18 protein-coding genes are annotated in these 17,120 nt (G+C 68.6%); 4 read left to right on the forward strand and 14 right to left on the reverse strand.

Annotation, left to right across the window (positions count from 1 at the left end):
- Positions 1-55 precede the first annotated feature (55 nt).
- The gene (locus tag EV644_RS05370; protein ID WP_132188271.1) at positions 56-2,056 is read left to right on the forward strand and encodes a fibronectin type III domain-containing protein; all 2,001 of its coding nucleotides are present in this window, start codon (positions 56-58) and stop codon (positions 2,054-2,056) included.
- A gap of 5 nt (positions 2,057-2,061) precedes the next feature.
- Here EV644_RS05370 and EV644_RS44395 read toward each other — a convergent pair whose 3' ends face one another.
- Positions 2,062-2,505 carry an AfsR/SARP family transcriptional regulator gene (locus EV644_RS44395; protein ID WP_158292746.1) on the reverse strand — a complete coding sequence of 148 codons (444 nt, stop codon included), beginning with the start codon at positions 2,503-2,505 and terminating at the stop codon, positions 2,062-2,064.
- 880 nt (positions 2,506-3,385) lie between these two features.
- On the opposite strand from EV644_RS44395, the gene EV644_RS05380 reads away from it, so the two are divergent.
- The 3 genes from EV644_RS05380 to EV644_RS05390 all read left to right on the forward strand — a co-directional run bounded on the left by EV644_RS05380 (position 3,386) and on the right by EV644_RS05390 (position 6,105).
- Complete coding sequence (locus EV644_RS05380) at positions 3,386-4,015, forward strand: hypothetical protein (protein ID WP_132188269.1); 630 nt, start codon at positions 3,386-3,388, stop codon at positions 4,013-4,015.
- Between the two features lie 273 nt (positions 4,016-4,288).
- Positions 4,289-5,668, forward strand: coding sequence for a S8 family serine peptidase (locus tag EV644_RS05385; protein ID WP_132188268.1), 1,380 nt, complete (start codon positions 4,289-4,291; stop codon positions 5,666-5,668).
- Positions 5,669-5,739: 71 nt separating this feature from the next.
- Positions 5,740-6,105, forward strand: coding sequence for a hypothetical protein (locus EV644_RS05390; protein WP_132188267.1), 366 nt, complete (start codon positions 5,740-5,742; stop codon positions 6,103-6,105).
- A gap of 71 nt (positions 6,106-6,176) precedes the next feature.
- On the opposite strand, the gene EV644_RS05395 is transcribed toward EV644_RS05390, so the two are convergent.
- The 13 genes from EV644_RS05395 to EV644_RS05455 all read right to left on the reverse strand — a co-directional run bounded on the left by EV644_RS05395 (position 6,177) and on the right by EV644_RS05455 (position 16,913).
- The gene (locus EV644_RS05395) at positions 6,177-6,869 is read right to left on the reverse strand and encodes a GntR family transcriptional regulator (protein ID WP_132188266.1); all 693 of its coding nucleotides are present in this window, start codon (positions 6,867-6,869) and stop codon (positions 6,177-6,179) included.
- 165 nt (positions 6,870-7,034) lie between these two features.
- The gene (locus EV644_RS05400; protein WP_132188265.1) at positions 7,035-8,003 is read right to left on the reverse strand and encodes a quinone oxidoreductase family protein; all 969 of its coding nucleotides are present in this window, start codon (positions 8,001-8,003) and stop codon (positions 7,035-7,037) included.
- Positions 8,004-8,082: 79 nt separating this feature from the next.
- Positions 8,083-8,997, reverse strand: a complete 915-nt coding sequence (locus tag EV644_RS05405) for an amidohydrolase family protein (RefSeq protein ID WP_132188264.1) — start codon at positions 8,995-8,997, stop codon at positions 8,083-8,085.
- 1 nt (position 8,998) lies between these two features.
- The gene (locus EV644_RS05410) at positions 8,999-9,391 is read right to left on the reverse strand and encodes a cupin domain-containing protein (RefSeq protein WP_132188263.1); all 393 of its coding nucleotides are present in this window, start codon (positions 9,389-9,391) and stop codon (positions 8,999-9,001) included.
- Positions 9,391-10,977, reverse strand: coding sequence for an FAD-dependent monooxygenase (locus EV644_RS05415; RefSeq protein WP_132188262.1), 1,587 nt, complete (start codon positions 10,975-10,977; stop codon positions 9,391-9,393). The genes EV644_RS05410 and EV644_RS05415 overlap by 1 nt, the downstream gene beginning before the upstream one ends.
- Complete coding sequence (locus EV644_RS05420) at positions 10,978-11,712, reverse strand: SDR family NAD(P)-dependent oxidoreductase (RefSeq protein WP_132188261.1); 735 nt, start codon at positions 11,710-11,712, stop codon at positions 10,978-10,980.
- Positions 11,709-12,407, reverse strand: a complete 699-nt coding sequence (locus EV644_RS05425) for a GntR family transcriptional regulator (protein WP_132188260.1) — start codon at positions 12,405-12,407, stop codon at positions 11,709-11,711. Before EV644_RS05425 ends, EV644_RS05420 begins: the two co-directional genes overlap by 4 nt.
- Entirely contained in the window at positions 12,404-12,808 is a 405-nt protein-coding gene (locus EV644_RS05430; RefSeq protein WP_241998048.1) for a fumarylacetoacetate hydrolase family protein, read from the reverse strand. The genes EV644_RS05425 and EV644_RS05430 overlap by 4 nt, the downstream gene beginning before the upstream one ends.
- A 20-nt stretch (positions 12,809-12,828) precedes the next feature.
- On the reverse strand, positions 12,829-13,224 hold the full coding sequence (locus EV644_RS05435) for a RidA family protein (protein ID WP_132188259.1): 396 nt from the start codon (positions 13,222-13,224) through the stop codon (positions 12,829-12,831).
- A complete protein-coding gene (locus tag EV644_RS05440) occupies positions 13,224-14,312 on the reverse strand; it encodes an Ldh family oxidoreductase (RefSeq protein ID WP_132188258.1) in 1,089 nt (362 codons plus the stop codon). Before EV644_RS05440 ends, EV644_RS05435 begins: the two co-directional genes overlap by 1 nt.
- Entirely contained in the window at positions 14,309-15,091 is a 783-nt protein-coding gene (locus EV644_RS05445) for an ABC transporter permease (RefSeq protein ID WP_132188257.1), read from the reverse strand. Before EV644_RS05445 ends, EV644_RS05440 begins: the two co-directional genes overlap by 4 nt.
- A complete protein-coding gene (locus EV644_RS05450) occupies positions 15,088-15,888 on the reverse strand; it encodes an ABC transporter ATP-binding protein (RefSeq protein ID WP_132188256.1) in 801 nt (266 codons plus the stop codon). Before EV644_RS05450 ends, EV644_RS05445 begins: the two co-directional genes overlap by 4 nt.
- Positions 15,889-15,890: 2 nt before the next feature.
- A complete protein-coding gene (locus EV644_RS05455) occupies positions 15,891-16,913 on the reverse strand; it encodes an ABC transporter substrate-binding protein (protein ID WP_132188255.1) in 1,023 nt (340 codons plus the stop codon).
- Positions 16,914-17,120 lie beyond the last annotated feature (207 nt).

Here is a 17,120-nt window from a genome sequence, read left to right on the forward strand (position 1 = left end):
GGCGACGACGTTGACGGCCGGTCAGCGGAACCCTCCCCCGCGGCGGGGAGGAATCATGGGACGAGCGCTGCCCAAGGCACGGACGTCAGGAACCGTTCGGGCAGAGGTCGCCCTGGCGCGGACGGTCGACGAGGCGATCGCCCGGGTGGCCCCACGGACCGACCTCTCCGAGGAGGAGGAGGCGGCCGCACTGGGCGAGGTGCTGGACCAAATCGACGGCGGGGCCGAGGCCGCGGGCCTCGGTGCGCAGCCGCCGCCGAACGGGGTCGATAATCTGCCGGTTGTCATCCTCGACGGGCTGGAGGTGACTCAGGAAGTACAGAACCTCGCCCACGCGGTGCCGCTCGTCGCCCAGAAGACCGCCATCGTCCGGGTATACCTCAGATATGCCCACGTGCCGGTGGAGGTGCGCGGCGAGCTGCGAATCGCCTCCAGGCCGCAAGGGCCCTGGGTTTCCGTCCCATCGCTCGGCACGGCAAAGCTGGATCCGTCCCGCTCTGGACATAGCCTGGACGCGCTCCGCTCGCGCCGCGGGAACCTGGCCTTCAGCCTGAACTTCCGGCTCCCGCCCGACCTCGCGTCGCAGGGACAGATGTGGCTGCGCTTGGGCGACATCCGGCGGGCCACCGGTACGCCGCTGCCGTCTGTGGCCGGGGTGCCGTCGCGCAGCGTCACGTTCCGGCAACCGGCACCGCTGCGGTTGAGGCTGGTCCGGATCCGGTACACCACGGCCAATCCTCGAGTCACGCACCAGCCGGCCGCCATCGACGCCGCGTCCATCGGGTCGTGGCTTCGCCGGGCATACCCGATCGCGCGCCTCGACCTGACCACCACGACAGTGACGGCCAGGCCGACCCCGCCGTTCAACGCGGCCCAGATCAACGCCCAGCTGATCGCGCTCCGCGCAATCGACGTCAGCACAGGCACCGACCCTCGGACGCACTACTACGGGATGGTCGCAGACAGCGGCTTCTTCATGCGGGGCCTCGCGTCGGCTATCCCCCAAACACCACAGCCGGACACCGTGGCCAGCGGACCGACAGGACCCAGCACCTTCGGCTGGGACAACGACGGCTCGTACGGTGACTGGTACGGAGGCCACGAGCTCGGGCACACCTTCGGCAGGTCCCACGTGAACTTCTGCGGCGCCCTCGACGGCGACGACCCGTACCCCTTCCAGAAAGGGCAGCTCTCCAATGCCGACGAGGAATTTGTCGGCATCGACATCGGCGATCCGGCAGCCGGCCTGCCGATGCGTCTGATGGGCGGGGTCCACTCGCACGACGTCATGACGTACTGCGACGATGAATGGCTGAGCTCGTTCACCTACAGTGCAATCTACAAGCGCCTTGTCGCCGAGGATGCGCTGCCTGCCGGGGCACAGCTCGGCGGCGCGATGGCGGGCGCGATGGCGGGCGCGATGGCGGGAAGTCAGGGAGCAGGGTTATCGGCGATGCGGGTGATTGCGGCACTCAACCTCACCGACCGTTCCGGTGCGATCACGGCGGTCCTTCCGGCAGACGGCGGCGGGAACGCGCCCGCCGATGAGGCCGGGGAGCACCAGATCCTGATCCGTGTTCTGGACGCCGGCGCGTCGGTACTGCGCGAGCTGCCTGCGGCATTCCGGCGCAGCGCATGTGAGGAGCCCGACGAGGACGTCACCGGGGTCGTCGACGTTGATGTCCCGCCGGTCCCAGATGCAGCGAGCATAGAGCTGGTGGTTGACGGCCAGGTCGTCGACAGCCAGCTGGTCGGCGGCGATCCGACCGAAACTTCGCTCGCGGCCCCCGGCCTCGCCGCGGGCGGGCCAGGCGACCCATCCGGAGATTTCGAGATACGGTGGGAGGCCCCCGACGCACCCGCGAGCCAGCGTTACATCGTGCAGGTCAGCGACGACGACGGCACGACCTGGCGCACAGTTGCCGTCGGCCTGGCTGAACCCGTCGTCAGGCTGCCCGCTGACGAGGTGACGGCCGACGAGCTGACCGTGCGGATCCTGGCCACCACCGGAACCGGCACCTCCGTGGTGAGCACCCACCGTGTCCAGGTGCGCTAGCTAGTTTATCGAGGCCCTGCCCCCGTGTGGTGCAGGTAGGGCTGCATCATCTCGACGAACTTGCCGCTGGGACGCGAGTCGAGCTCACGTCGCAGCATCCCCTCGAACATCTCGAAGTGGCTCACTGCTTCGACCAGGTTGCCATCGTCGATGTAGATCCGAGCGACCGCGCGGTGCGCACTCTCGTGGAGAGGCTCGGTCGCGGTCGCGGCCAGCGCAGCCTGGAGAGCTTCGTGGTGCCGCGCCTGCGCAAGCCTTCGGTTCGCGAGCACCTCCAGCGCACCGAGCCGTAGCTGTCTGAGTCGCTCCCGGTCGATGAGGGTCCACTCCTCGTACCAGCCGGGAAGTAGTTCCGCGCCGGCGAGAACTCTCGCCACTGCGGCGTCGTCGGGTTCCTCTGAATTCCGAATCAGTCGATTTGCGCAGACCACGAACTCGTCGACGTCCACGACGATGTTGCGCGCGAGTGCGAGAGACTCGGCGCTGATCTCCAGCAGCGGCGGGAGCGCACCATGCCGGTGCCGGACTCGCCACAGCAGGGCCCGAAGTCGATCTGTGGCCGCTTGATCAGACCCGTCTGGCCACAGGCTTCCGGCGACGAAGGTTCGCGAGCAACGTCCGTGCAGCGCCACGAATGCGACCAGTCGCCGCGGCCAAACTGGCAGCTCGAACTCCGCGCGGACAGGAGGAGTCCCCCCGTCCCCGCTCACCGTCAAAAGCCAACTGCCAAGTAGGCGCAGGCGAACCTCTTGCCCCGAGCTACGCAAGTCAGCCTCCCCCTCCCTGGAGACCACCGCGTGCGGCGTTAGACCCGTCCAAGCGTCTGATGGTAAACATCAATCGATTAATTGCCGTGCATCACCATGACAACTCGAACGGCCACCCCACAAATGGACCTTCGACCAGGTCGGAGCGGTTGTCAAGCCGTGTGCGCGATATTGGCGGGGACCGCTGCCCGCCCGCAAGAGCCACGCCTTGAGCACCGATGGGCGCCTTGTTCCACCCCGATTCACGACAATGGTCGGCCGCCGGGGCGGAGGCGCGGGCGTCGGCGATGCACTGATAACGGCGTGACAACGGCGCTGGTGCTGAAATGGGGCTGCGCACCAAATACGACACGATCCGCGGAAACGGGCCGCGGATCGGCCCTCTCCCGGGCTCTCACCAGAGCAATAGCAGAACACAGAGGCATTCGCGGAGACTTCTCTCGCACGAGTCTTCAGCAACTGTCTGTCCGCGACTTTCACGGTAAGGGTCAACAACGCCTACGCGTACGGGTACGGGTACGCGAAGTTGTCCCCGTGGGACTGAAGCAGATGAGCCACAGCCATGAGTGAAATGACAGCCGGCGCGCAAAAGGCCGCCACAGGCCTCCAGCCAGGTCCGGCAAGCACGCTCGTCCCGACCACTCCGAGCTTGCCGGCGAATGCACTACCGACGCAGAGATTGGGAGCCGAGCTCGAGACGCGCTGGCGGATTGCCGCGGGCGCTATCGGCGTTCTGGTCCTCGGCTACGGCGGCGTGCTCGCCTGGCGCGAGCAGTCCGACGGCATCGCTGTCGCGTCGGCATTCGCCGTCGGCCTGGTGACCCTCATCTTCGCTTTGGCGGGCGTCGTACCGGCAAGCGTCAAGGTCGGCGATGTGCAGGTCCAGCTCCAACAGGCCAAGGCCGACGGCAAGGTAGAGGGCAAGGTAGAGGGCAGGGTCGAAGGGAAAGCGGAAGGCAAAGAGGAAGGGGCGGTGGCCGGTCTGCGGACCGCGGCGGAAGTCTGCGAGAAGGTGAAATCGGGCGACCTCCGGCCCGAGCAGGTCGAGGCCGCGCTGACCGAAGCACTGTCCAGCGACGCGCCGTTCGATCTGGCCGCCGTGTCTGCTCCACCCCTTCCGGTCGCCAACCTCGGCGCCGCCGCATCTGCAACCGCCAGCGCCATGGCAGAGGCCTTCAGCCCAGGTACGTGACGCTACTCTCTGCACCACTCCGAATGCACCTCGGGGAAACAGCGCGGCGTCTCGAAGGTACATCGGCCTCATCAAACATATGCACCATCTGGCGTTGGCAAGATGCACAAACTCGTTTGCCAAGGGCCGAGCAGGTTTGAATAGCCTCGCCGAAGAGGTGGTGTTATTCAGACGCGGTGGCGCCTCAATTGGTTCAGCCGACAGCGCGACGACATCTCACGTATTTCGCAGTATCGTGGAAAGGCTCGCGCTGCGATCGGCTACAGATCCGACTTGTCTGACGAGCGCGAGCATCAAGGGGGAATCATGTCCACTGTCATCGATCAGGACCTCGAGGCCAGCGGGGTGGCCTCGGTCATCGTCGTGTTGAAGGCACCAGCCGGCGCAGCCGCCGCCGCGGCCAGCGCGAACGACCTGTCCAGGTACTTCACCCATTCGGAGCTCAGCCAGGAGAGCGCCATCGCGGTCGCCGCACAGGATCGTGCAACGGCCGCCCGAGCGCCCGCCCGCAAGGCGATATCGAGCCGATCACGCAAACGCGCGGAAGACACACTTGCAGCGGCAGCATCGCTGGAACATCGCCCTGCCGTTCTCCAGGGGTTCCTGCCCGAGCTCGAGCCCTTGCCACCCGTGCGTTACTACCCCAACCTCGGTGTGGCGATCGGCACAGTGAACACCGAGGGGCTCGCCGCGCTGCGTGCGGACGACCAGGTCGCCGACGTCGTTGGCACACCACGCATCGGACTGATCCGTCCTACCCAGGTGCGGGGCGCCGGCCTCCGATCAACGCGGACATGGGGTCTGGGGGCCTTGGGTGTGCCCGACCTCTGGGCCGAGGGGCTTACCGGCAAAGGCGTGCAGGTTGCGCATCTCGACACCGGGGTCGACGGAACACATCCCGGCCTGCGGTCGGCCATCGGCAGTTTCGCCCAGTTCGATCTCCTCGGGCGGCAGGTGGTGCCGGATCCGCAACCGTTCGACACTGCCGACCACGGCACGCATACTGCCGGAACCATCGCCGGCCGGCCAGTCGATGGGCGCAACTTCGGTGTTGCGCCCGGCGCTAAGTTGGCGAGCGCGATCGTCATCGAAGGCGGACAGGTGGTGGCACGCATCGTCGCCGGCATGGACTGGGCGATCGGTCAGGGTGCGCGGGTGCTCAGCATGTCTCTGGGCCTGAGAGGGTGGTGGGACGACTTCCAGGTCCTCACCAGGATCCTCCGACTACAAGGGGTCCTTCCGGTGTTCGCCATAGGCAACGAGGGGCCCGGCACGAGCCGCTCTCCCGGGAACTACCCGGAAGCGCTCTCGGTTGGCGCGGTGGACCGATCCGGTGAGGTCGCGTGGTCTTCGTCCAGTCAACGATTCGACCGAGCCGACGACGCGTCGGTGCCAGATCTGGCAGCCCCAGGAGTCGGAGTCATCTCCGCCAAGCCCAAGGGTGGATTCCAATCGATGAACGGGACGTCGATGGCGACTCCCCATGTGGCCGGCCTCGCCGCTCTCCTGTTGGAGGCGAAGCCGTCCGCCACTGTTGACGAGCTGGAGAACGCACTGCTCATGTCGTGCGGCCTCGAGCCAGGACAATCACCGGATCGGGTCGGGCGCGGCTTACCGAACGGACCGCTCGCGCTCAAGATCCTCGCACCCTGAGCGAGACGTCCGCAGCATGGCTGGTCGGTACCATAGGAGCGGCAGGCGTTCCTAGTGAAGGTAGGCCCCCGATGGCCGAGAAGAAGGATCAATCCGACGCTCGAGCCGACCCAGAACTGCTCCGCCAGCTCGACAAGGTCGCCGCAACTGCCGAGCCAGTCGAGGCGATGTTCATCCTGCGGCGCCCGGAGGGCGCCGCACTCACTCCAGCCGAGACCGAGCGGCTCACCAGCCAGGTCCTCCAGCGGATCCAACGCGAGGGTAAGTCTGAGGTGAAGGAAGTCAACCTGTTCAAGAACCTCGGCTCGTTCGTGGTAGCCGCCGAGCCCTCGCTCATCCGTCTGCTGCTCGAACAACCCGAGATCGAGTCGGGGACCGCCAATCGGCAGCCTCACTCCGTGGACCTACTCGGCAACCCTGACCGACCTACGACGTAGGACTCCAACCGAACAGACTCCCGCACCAGCTGCTCAATCATTGCGGGCTGCCGCGAAGGCCGGAGTACGAGTCAGTCCTTGGTGTAGCGGCGGGCCATGGTTTCGGTGATGCGTTGCATGGCGCCTTCCAGGTGTTCGCGGAGGGCCGCTTCGGCGCCTGGTTCGTCGTGGGCCAGGCAGGCGTCGAGGATCGCCTGGTGTTCGCGGCGGGTCTGCTCGATGCGGGCCTTCGTCTGGCGGGAGCCGAAGCGGTAGCGCTCGCTGTTCTGCCAGACGGGCTCGATCGCGCGCGGGAGCCAGCGGGACCCGCCGGCCCGGTAGATCGCGAAGTGGAACTCGGTGTGCGCCTGCCGGGAGGCGATGATGTCGCCCACCTTGGACAGCCGGACGTGCTCGGCCAGGGCGGCCCGGGCCAGGGTCGCGTCGGCGTCGCTGAAGCGGGTCGCGGCGGCCCGGACCGCGAGGGTCTCCAGCGCGAGCCGGGTTTCGTGCGTGTCGCGCAGGTCCTCCATCGACAGCTCGCGCACCCAGGCGCCCTTGTGCGGCACGATCTCGACCAGCCCGAGCGCCTGCATCCGGCGGAGTCCCTCGCGGATCGGCATCTGGCTCATGTCCAGCCGCTTGGCGAGCTCCTCCAGCCGCAGCGCCGTACCGCTCGGGAGCTCGCCGGACAGGATGAGCTCGTGCAGTTCGGCGGCGGCTTCCTCCGCCAGCGTGCGCCGGCCGCTCGGTCCCCCGGGCGTGAGCTCGAGTCGTCGGGTCATGGGGTGTGGGTTACCTCTCTCCATCACGGTGCGCACGTACTGGAGCGGCCGCGGCAGTCCGGTGTCTGCGAGGTAACCGTAGCGGGGAGTTGGCGATCTGCGGCACTCCGACAACAGATTGCCCAACACCGCGTCACCCGAAGCACCCGAACCCCCCAAGCCGCGTCACGCGAACCTGCTCACGTCCAGCAGCACCCGCCGGTCGGCCGGACCGCTGACGAGCAGATCCAGGGCGTCCTCGGCATGCAGGGCCGGCACCACCTCCATCTCCGGCCGGATCTGCGCCGGCGTGATGTCGGCCAGTACCTGCGCGACGGTGCCCGGCTCGATCGTGGTGCGCTGCATGTTCACCGGCAGCACCCGCAGGTCGCGGCCGATCAGCTGGTGCAGGTCGAGGGTGGCGAACTCGCCGGCCGTGAAGCCGAGGGCAACGAGCCGTCCGCCCGGGGTGATGTGGCTCATCACGCCGCTGGTGACGGGACCGCCCACGGTGTCGATCGCCGCGTTGCACCACGGCAGCTCGCGACCGACCTGGCCCAGCTCGTCCACCCGGACGATCTGGTCGACCAGACCCTCGATCGAGTCCACCGGCTCCCCGGCGCGCGCCAGGCCGATCACCTTCATGGCCCCGGCAGAGCGCGCCACTGCCGCACACAGCCGGCCGACCAACCCGGTGATCCCGGTGACCACGACGGTCTCGGCCTCGACGATCTGCCCGACCCGCCGCACCGCGGTATGGGCGGTCAGCGCGGGCGCGAGCATCGCCACGGCGGCGGCCAGCTCCATGCCGTCGGGCAGCGGATGCACGGAAGTGTCCGGTACGACGGCCAGCTCGCCCCAGGTGCCAGGCCGGGAGACCCCGACGCCCCCGCCCCGGATCACCACCCTGGTACCGACCGGGAACCGCTCCGAGCTGAGCACCACGCCGGAGCCTTCCGACCCAGGCGTGAACGGCGGCTGCAGCTGTTGCTGTGCCAGCTTGCCCGCGAGCACCGTGCGGTCCAGCTGGGTCACCGAGGCGTACCGCATCTCGACCAGCGTCTCGCCGGCCCCCACCGGCAGTTCGACCTCTTCGGCCTTCAGCTGCTCGCCGGGGCCGTAACAGCGCAGCGCAGTGGCTCTCCGACCGCTCATCCACCTACTCCACTCGTGCGCATATCCTCTGCCTGGATTTGATATCTGATCACATCTCGGTCGTGCTTGAAAGGCCTTCTCACGCTGAAACGGCCCCCTTCTTCAGCGGCCGGGTGATCCGTTCGGACACCGTCGCCCGAGCGGCCGCCCGGCCTTGATCGATTCGTTCGCTGCCCATCGGGAAAGGCCAGTCACTTCCGGCCAGCACCCGGTCGGATCCGAACGTCGCCCCCAGCAACGCCTGTACTGCGGTGTCGTGCACCAGGTCGTCCACGTAGAACTGCCGCAAGGCTTCTGCCACGGACAGCGACGGTGGTTCGATCCCTGGTCGTGCGGTGTCGATCCCCCGCTGCCAGCGCCCGGCCAGAGCCGCCGTCACGCCGCCACCGTGGCAGAGGCAGAACCGGATGCCCGGGAACCTCCCGGGGACGTCGGCGAAGACCAGTTCGGCCGCGGCAAGCCCCGTCTCGTAGGGATTGCCCAGCAGGTTCGACAGGTAGAAGGCCTCGAGCCGGCTGTCGTGGCTGTGGCTCGGGTGGATCAGGGTGAACGCCTCAAGGCGGTCCAGTTCGCGCCAGACGTGGTCCAGCGCGGCGAAGCCCGCGGTACCGAGGGCGAAGCCGCTGAAGACACCCTCGTCGGCCAGCGCCGAGGCGACCTCCGGAGCCGCAGGGTCGAGTAGCGGGAGCTGGCCGAGCACGCGCAGCCGCGGAGTGGCGAGCTCGCGGAGCCCCTGGTTCACCAGGGACGCCCACTCGACACCCTGGTCGTAGCGGAACAGCGCAGGCGGCACGGACACCACTGCGCCTTCCAACTGCTGCTCGTCGATCCACTCCAGCAGCGCGGCCGGATTCGCCAGGCGCTGCAGCGGCAACCGCTCGCGCCCGTCGACCACCAGGGCGCCGCCTTCGACAGCCAGTCCGAAGGCACGCTGATGCGCCGCGGCGAGCACCGTCGGCGGTATCAGGTGGGTGTGGACGTCCCAGCCGGCCATATCAGCGAGCGTCCTCGTCGTTGTCGTAGAAGGACGGCCGCTCCGGGTAGTGCGGCCCGTCGTAGATCTCCAGCAGGACGGAGGCCTCCTCCGCCAGCGTCGGTCCGTGCTCCACGCCCTTGGGGTTCCAGTAGAAGCTGCCCTTGGTCAGGGTGGTCCCGGTCGGCAGGTACACGTACCGCCCGGACAGGCAGAACATGAACTGGTTCGACGCGTGCTGGTGGGCCGACGGGATCCCGGAGCCCTTGTCGAAGCGAACCAGCGCGATCGACGCTTCGGTCTCCTCGTCCCGCCAGAGCATCTTGTGGGACAACCCGGCCAGCGACTTCTCGGCCCACTCCAGGTCGTCCGTCTGCAGCAGCACCTCGCGCATGCGCTCGTCGAAGGCACTCATCAGTCCACCTCCCGAGGTACCGGCCGACCGGTGATCCCGGTGTAGAGCTCTTCCGCCACCCCGGGACCCATCGGGGCCACCGCCGCGATGTGCCCGTCGGGACGCACCAGTACCACGGTCTCGGCCGGTACGCCGTACCGGCTGGTCGCGATGCTGCCCGGGTCGAACAGCGAGCGGTCACGCAGGCCCGAGTCCAGCGGGGCGTCCCAGCGGGAGATCGCGTAGTGCTTCAGCGCCGGGGAGTCGTTCACGGGGATCTCCGGCCGCCGCCGCACGTCGGTGAAGTAGAGCGCGGCGAACGACTCGCGGCAGAGCCCGTGGATCGTCTCCCGGCCCAGCGGACCGTGCAGCGCCAGGTCAGGAGCCCGGTCACCCGCCCGGACCGCAGGCGGCTCGGCGCTGGTCATCACCATCGACCAGTCCCCCTCACCGTCCACGTCCAGCCGTACTCCGAGCAGCGTCCGGGTGTAGGCGGTCGCCCAGTCGCTGCCTGCCGCGGTCACCGCACCCCGCTGGTGCGACATGTACTTGCGGGCCGCCTCTGCCATCTCACCGGAGCCGTTGATGGCGACGGGGCGTTGCTCCTGCTCATAGCCGTCGAGCAACGAGGGCTCGGCCCAGCCCCGCAGTACCCAGGCAATCCGCCACGGGAGGTTCGACGCGTCCAGGGCACCGGTGTTGAGGCCGAGCGCCCACATCGGGGTGATCAGGTGCGCGGCGTCGCCCATCAGGAACACCTTGCGATCGGCGGACCAGTGGTCGGCCACCCGGTGGTGCACGTTGTAGACGACCGAGCCGACCAGCTCGATCCGGTCCACCTCGCCGATGAACTGCTTGACCTTGACCAGCATGTCCTCGGCACCGGGCTGCTCGGCCCCCTGCGCCAGCGGGAAGAGGAACCGCCAGCAGTCGGGCTGCCGGATCAGCACCATCCACTCGGACCGGTCCGCGAAGTAGGCCAGGTACGGGTAGTCGCGAGCGTTGGACACGTCCAGGTCCACCACGACGTCGATCAGCATGTACCGCTCGGGCAGAGTCTCGCCCGACACGGTCGCTCCCAGCGCGTCGCGGACCTTGCTCCGGCCGCCGTCGCAGGCCAACAGGTGCGACGCCTCGAGCTGCTGCACGCCGTCGGGGGTCTCGACCGTCAGCACCACATGGTCGTCGACGAGCTCGAACGACTCCAGCCGGTGCTCGGTCAGCACCGACCCACCGGCCCGCTCCAGCGCCGCGGCCAGGATCGGCTCCATGTGCTGCTGCGGCAGGTTGATGACGAAGGGAAACTGCGTGTCGTTCACGAGCTCGGCCAGCTGCACCGAGGCGCGCGGCGTGTTCGTGGCCCGGTCGATGTCGCCGATCTCGTCGATCCGCAGCGCCGCCGCCAGGATCTCCTCGACGCACCCGTACCGGTTCCAGATCTCCAGCGTCCGGGTCAGCGTCGTACCGGCCTTGGTGTCCGAGGAGAGCGTCGCGTCCTCCTCGAGCAGCACGAACGGTACGCCGTAGTGCGCCAGGCCGAGGGCCGTCGTCAGGCCGATCGGCCCGGCGCCCACGATGGCGACGGGTAGCTGGTGATCAGGCGACACTCAGCACTCCTTGAAGGTCTCTAGCCGGGCGAACGCCAGTTCGCGGGTCAGCTGCGAACCGGTCATCGCAGCCGCGTCGGACAACAGGAACAGCAGTGGACCGACCACGTCCTCGGGATCACCGATCCCGAGGGTGTCGCGCCAGTGCTCGAGGTCCGCGCCGATGTTCGCGGAGCGGAACTGCTCGGTGTCGATCACCCCCGGCGCGATGATGTTCACCCGGACCCGGTGCTCGGCCACCTCGGCCGCGAGGGTCCGCGCGAAGGCACCGAGAGCGGCCTTGCTCGACGCGTACGCGGCCGCGCCGGGGAAGCCGGTCGAGGCCATCCCCGAGCTGAACACGATCACCGAGCCGCTGCGCCGGTCCACCATGTGCGGGACGACCGCCTGGCAGGCCCAGACCACGCCGTCCAGGTTCACCTTCAGGGTGTGGGTCCACTCGTCCGGGTCGGTGTCGACCACGGACGCCCGCGGTTGCACGGCCGCGCCTGCGACCAGCCCGTCGATCCGTCCATGCCGCTCGATCACGGTGCCGACGGCCTTGAGCACCGCCTCCCGGTCCGCCACGTCCACGTCGACGTACTCGACTCCGGGCACGCTTGCGCCTACCGAGATGTCGAACACGACCGCCGTACCGCCGCGCCGGGCGACCGCCGCGGCCAGGGCCGCGCCGATGCCGTGCGCGCCGCCGGTCACCACCACGACCTCGCCGGTCGCGTCGAAGCTCACCTTCATGACGTCCCCTTCTGTCGGGAGGTCATCGTCTCGGTGATCCGCTGTACGGCGCCAGCCAGGTGGTTCCGCAGCGCCTGCTCGGCGGCGTCTGCGTCGCGCGCCACGCAGGCGTCGAGGATAGCCTGGTGCTCCTGCCGGTTCCGCTCGATCTGGAACGCGGTCTGCCGACTGCCGAACCGGTACCGCTCGCTGTTCTGCCAGACCGGCTCGATCGCCCGGGCCAGCCACTGCGAGCCGCCGGCCCGGTAGAGGGTGAAGTGGAAGTCGGCGTGTGCCTGCCGCGCGCCGACCGAGTCCTCGGACCGGGAGAGCAGGAGGAGCTCGCTCAGCGCCGCCTTCGCCTGCTGCTCGTCCGTCTCGCCGAAGTGCTCGGCAGCCGCCCGGACCGCCAGGCTCTCCAGCGCCAGCCGTGTCTCGTGCGTGTCTTGCAGATCCTCGATCGACAGCTCGCGGACCCACGCGCCGCGGTGCGGGATGATGTCGACCAGGCCGAGCGCCTCCAGCCGCCGCAGTCCCTCCCGGACCGGCATCTGGCTCATGTCCAGCCGGTTCGCCAGCTCGACCAGCCGCAGCGGTGTGCCGCTCGGCAACTCCCCCGACAGAATCAGCTGGTGCAGCTCGGCCGCGGCCGTCTCGGCCAACGTACGGCGCCCGCCGCGTCCGCCGCCGGGCAGCAACTCCAGCCGGCCGCTCATGCGAGATCCTTTCGAACCAGCACGTTCCGCAGCTCGCCGAGCTTGTCCGACCGGGTGACGACCTCGTCGCCCTCGCGCAGGAACACCTGCGGCTGGCGGGCGTTGCCGATCCCGGCCGGCGTCCCGGTCAGCAGCAGATCCCCCGGCCGCAGGGTCATCCCGAAAGACAACTCGCTGATCAGGGTCGCCACGTCGTACGCCATCTGCTTGGTCGAGGCGTCCTGCATGACCTCGCCGTTCAGCAGGCACTGCAGCCGCACGTCCTGCGGATCGCCGAGCTCGTCGGCCGTCACGATCCACGGGCCGAGCGGCATCGTCTGGTCGTACGCGATCTCGTCGTACGGGCCGATCACCACGTCCGGGCCCTTGGTGAAGAAGGTGGAGTGCTCGGGCTTGCGCATGGGATCACCCACCCGGGCCCTCACGGGATCACCGCGATCGCGCTGATCTCGATCAGGTAGTCCGGGTGCGCCAGCTTGCTGACCTCGACCATCGTCGAGGCCGGCAGCGGTTCGTGGAAGTACTGCGCGCGGACCTCGTGGATCTTGGCGAAGTCCTCCATGTTGCGGACGTACACGTCCACCCGGCAGACGTCGTCGAGCGTGCCACCGGCCGCCTTGACCGCGGCCTGCACGTTCTCGCACACCTGCCGGGTCTGCTCCGTCACGTCGCCGACGCCGACGATGCTGCCGTCCGGCCGCCGCGCGGTCATCCCCGACACGAACACCAGCCGTCCGGTCGCCTCGATCGTGGTGGCCTGCGAGAACACCCCGTTCGGGGTCCGCAGCGCCTCACTCGTCAGTTGTTCCTTCGCCATCAGCCCAGCACCCCTCCCGCCGGGATGACGGCGCCGACCGCACGAGCGGCCTCCAGCAGTCCGTCCAGCCCCGACCTCTCGATCAGTACTCCGTGCCGCCGCTGGTGCTCGGCGCGCTCCGCCTCGATCTCCCCCGGCAGATGCAACCGCTTCACCCCCGGCGCGGGGGCACTCCCCCGCACCCGGTCCGCCAACGCCGACGACCGCTGCCGGAACCCCTCGGCACCACCCAGCAACTCGGGGTCGATGGCGAGGAACAGGTGCGCGCAGTCGTTCGGCCGGTCCGGCTCGCGGTACAGCGGCCGCACCTGGTCACCCCAGCCACCACCGCTGAGCACCCCGGTCAGCACGTCGATCATCAGCGCCAGCCCGAACCCCTTGTGCCCGGCCGCCGGCAGCAACATCCCCAGTACCGCGGCCTCCGGGTCCGTGGTCGGGAGTCCGGACGGATCGGTGGCCCAGGTGTCCGGGATCGGCCGCCCGGCCGACGCGGCCATCCGGATCTTGCCCAGGGCAACAGCCGACAGGGCCATGTCGAGCACGATCTCCACGCCGGCCTCGGTCGGTACGGCGATCGCCAGCGGGTTGTTCCCGACCAGCCGCTCGGCCCCACCGGGCGCGGGCATCAGCGGGGTGGTGTTCGACATCGCGATCCCGAGGCAGCCCGCCTGGGCCGCCTGGGTGGCCCACCGGCTGGCGGCGCCGAAGTGGTGCGCGTTGCGGACCGAGACCAGGCCGATCCCGTACCGGCCGGCCCGCTCGATCGCGTGTCCCATCGCCTGCGGACTGGACAGCTGACCCATCCCGCCGCGCGCGTCCACGACGAGCGCCGCACCCGCGTCGTGGACGATGTCCAGCTCGTGTTCCCGGGTCACCCCACCCGCGTTCAGGCGTTCGACGTACATCGGCACGAGCATCACGCCGTGCGAGCTGACGCCGCGCAGGTCGGCCTCGACCAGGGCTGCGGCGATCCGGCCCGCGTCGGCCGGCTCGAACCCGAGCGCGGTGAAGACGGCCGAGACGGTCGTCTCCAGCCAGGCGGGCCGGACCAGGACGCGGCCGTCGGCGTCGGAGGCTTGGGCCGTCACCGGGTCTCCTGTGCCCACGGCAACAGTCTCTGCTCCAGCAGCACGAGGCCGTAGAACAAGATGATGCTCATGATGCTGAGCAACGTGATGGCTGCGAAGGCCAGCGCCGTGTCGGCACTCTGTCCCGAGCTCGAGATCACATAGCCGAGGCCGGCCTGGGCGCCGACGAACTCGGCGATCACGGAACCGATCACCGCGAGCGAGATCGCCACCTTCAGCCCGGTGAAGATCTGCGGCATCGCGTAGGTCAGCCGCAGCTTGAAGTACTCCTGCGACCGGCTGGCGTTCAGCGAGCGGAGCAGCTCGACCAGCTCGACCGGGGTGGACTTCATCCCGGTCGCGGTCGAGATGACGACGGGGAAGAAGCAGACCAGCAGCACCATCACGACCTTCGGGAACATCCCGAAGCCCATCCAGACCACCAGCAGCGGCGCGATCGCGATCTTCGGGATCGCGTTCACGCCCAGCAGCAGCGGGTAGACGAGCCGCTCGAGGACCGCCGACCGGACGATCAGCAAGGCGATCGGGACGCCGACGACGATCGCGAGCAGGAAACCCCCCATCGTCTCCAGCAGCGAGACGCCGGTCTCCTTCAGCAGGTAGCCGGGCTGTTCGAGGAAGGTCTCGACGACGTCGAGCGGGGACGGCAGCAGGAACGGCTCGATCGTGAAGACGACCGTTGCCGCCCACCACAGCCCGATCGCGGCGATCAGCCCGACGACGGGCAGCAAAACGGCCGCCGTACGGGAGGTGGTGAGCCAGGATCCCCTGCTGCTCATCGCCGTGCCTCGGGGACGTCCACCTGGTCGTGCGGGCGCTCGGCGAGCAGACCGTGCAGGTGGCCGCTGATCTGCGCCACGTCGGCGAGGTGGGCGTTCTGGCCGAGGCTGCGCGGCCGCGGGATGTCGATCTCGACGATCTCGCGCAACCGGCCGGGCCGCGGCGTCAGTACTGCCACCCGATCGGCCAGCACGACGGCCTCCTCGATCGAGTGGGTGACGAAGACGATGGTGGTCGCGAGTTCCATCTGGATCCGCTGCAGCTCTGCGGACAGCTCGGTCCGGGTGAGCGCGTCGAGAGCCGAGAACGGCTCGTCCATCAGCATCACCTTGGGGCTGCGGATCAGCGACCGGCACAGCGACACCCGCTGCTGCATCCCGCCGGACAGCTCGTGCGGGAGCCGGCGCTCGAACCCCTTCAACCCGACCAGGTCGAGGAGCTCGTGCGCGCGGTCCCGGTACTGCGACTTGCTGCGTTCGGAGTCGCCGCCGGAGATCTCCACCGGCAGCATCACGTTCGAGATGACCGACCGCCAGGGCAGCAGCGCCGGTCGCTGGAACATGAAGGAGACGTCCCGGCGAGGTCCGGTGACGGGTTCCCCCGCCACCTCGACCCCGCCGTACGTCGGTGGCAGCAGTCCCGCGATCAGCCGGAGCAGCGTGGACTTGCCGCAACCGGACCGGCCGATCAACGTGACGAACTCGTTCTGCCGGACGTGCAGGTCGATCCCGTCGAGAGCCTGTACCCGGCCCCCGCGTCCCTCGAAGACCTGCCCCACACCGTCCAGCCGGATCATGCTCAGCCCTTCGGCGCCAGGTCGGTGCTCACCACGTCGGCCGGAGTAACGGAGCCCTTGGTGATCTGCTCGGCGTCGACCAGGGAGTCGATGATGCTCTGGACGCGGGTCGGGTTGACCTCGCCCAGCGCGCCGTCGAAGCCTTCCGGCTTCACGTACGGCTTCATCAGCTTCAGTTCCTCGGTCGCCACCTGGAGATCGGTGTTCGGCACGTACTTCTTCAGGATCGCGGCGGCCCCGGCCGGGTCGTCGATGGTGTCCTGCAGACCCTTGAGCAGCGCCGCGGTGAACTTCTTCACCTGGTCCGGGTGCTCCTTGGCCATATCCGTCCGGGTGATGATCGCGTTCCCGTACAGGTCCGGCAGCTTCTCGCCGTACGGCAGCACGACGGCCTTGCGCTTCTTGCTGTCGGCCTTCTCGACCAGCGGCACACCGACGACGAACTGACCGATCCCGTCGACCCGGCCGGACGCGAGCAGCGCCGGCAGACCCGGAGGCGGCGAGGGCACGAACTTGGTGTCCTTCGGCGGGATCCCGACGGCCTTCGCGTACAGCGGGAACATCACCGTGTTGGTCGACCCCGGCTGGTCACCGATCCGCTTGCCCGGCAGGTCCTGCGGGGTCTTGATGGAGCCACCCTCGAGCGCGACGATCGCGGCCAGCGACCGCTGGTGGACCATCCCGACCGTGGTCACCGGGAGCTTCTGCTTGCCCAGCGTGATCACGGTCGCGGTGAAGTCACCGATGCCGTAGTCGGCCTGGCCGCCGGCGACGAGCTTGAGCACGTCGACGGTACCGCTGCCCGGGTTGATGGTGACGTCGAAACCGGCGTCCTTGAAGTAGCCCTTTTCCTTCGCGACATAGGCATAGGCCTCGCGGCCGAAAGTGTTGAACGAGGTCAGGTAGCTGACCTTCGTCAGTGATTCGTCTCCGTTCTGGCTGCCCGTGTCGCTGTCATTGCACGCGCTGACCCCAGCGAGTGCCATAACCGCCACCAGGGCGACGGCCGAACGTCTGAACCTCATGCTTGGACCTCTCCTGTCCGATATTTGATCAAACATCAAATATGGAAGGGTGGTCAATCGGCCCTCGGGGACTTCACAGTGTCTTTACCCACCGTACGGATCCCCTCAGAACCCGATTGCCGCCCGTCCTGGAGCCGTTTCCCCATACCTGTCCGCACCCGGACGGGCATCCCGCCCCGACCACAGACCGTACCTGCCTGGACAGCA

The organism is Kribbella orskensis (assembly GCF_004342085.1).
GTDB classification, from domain to species: domain Bacteria; phylum Actinomycetota; class Actinomycetes; order Propionibacteriales; family Kribbellaceae; genus Kribbella; species Kribbella orskensis.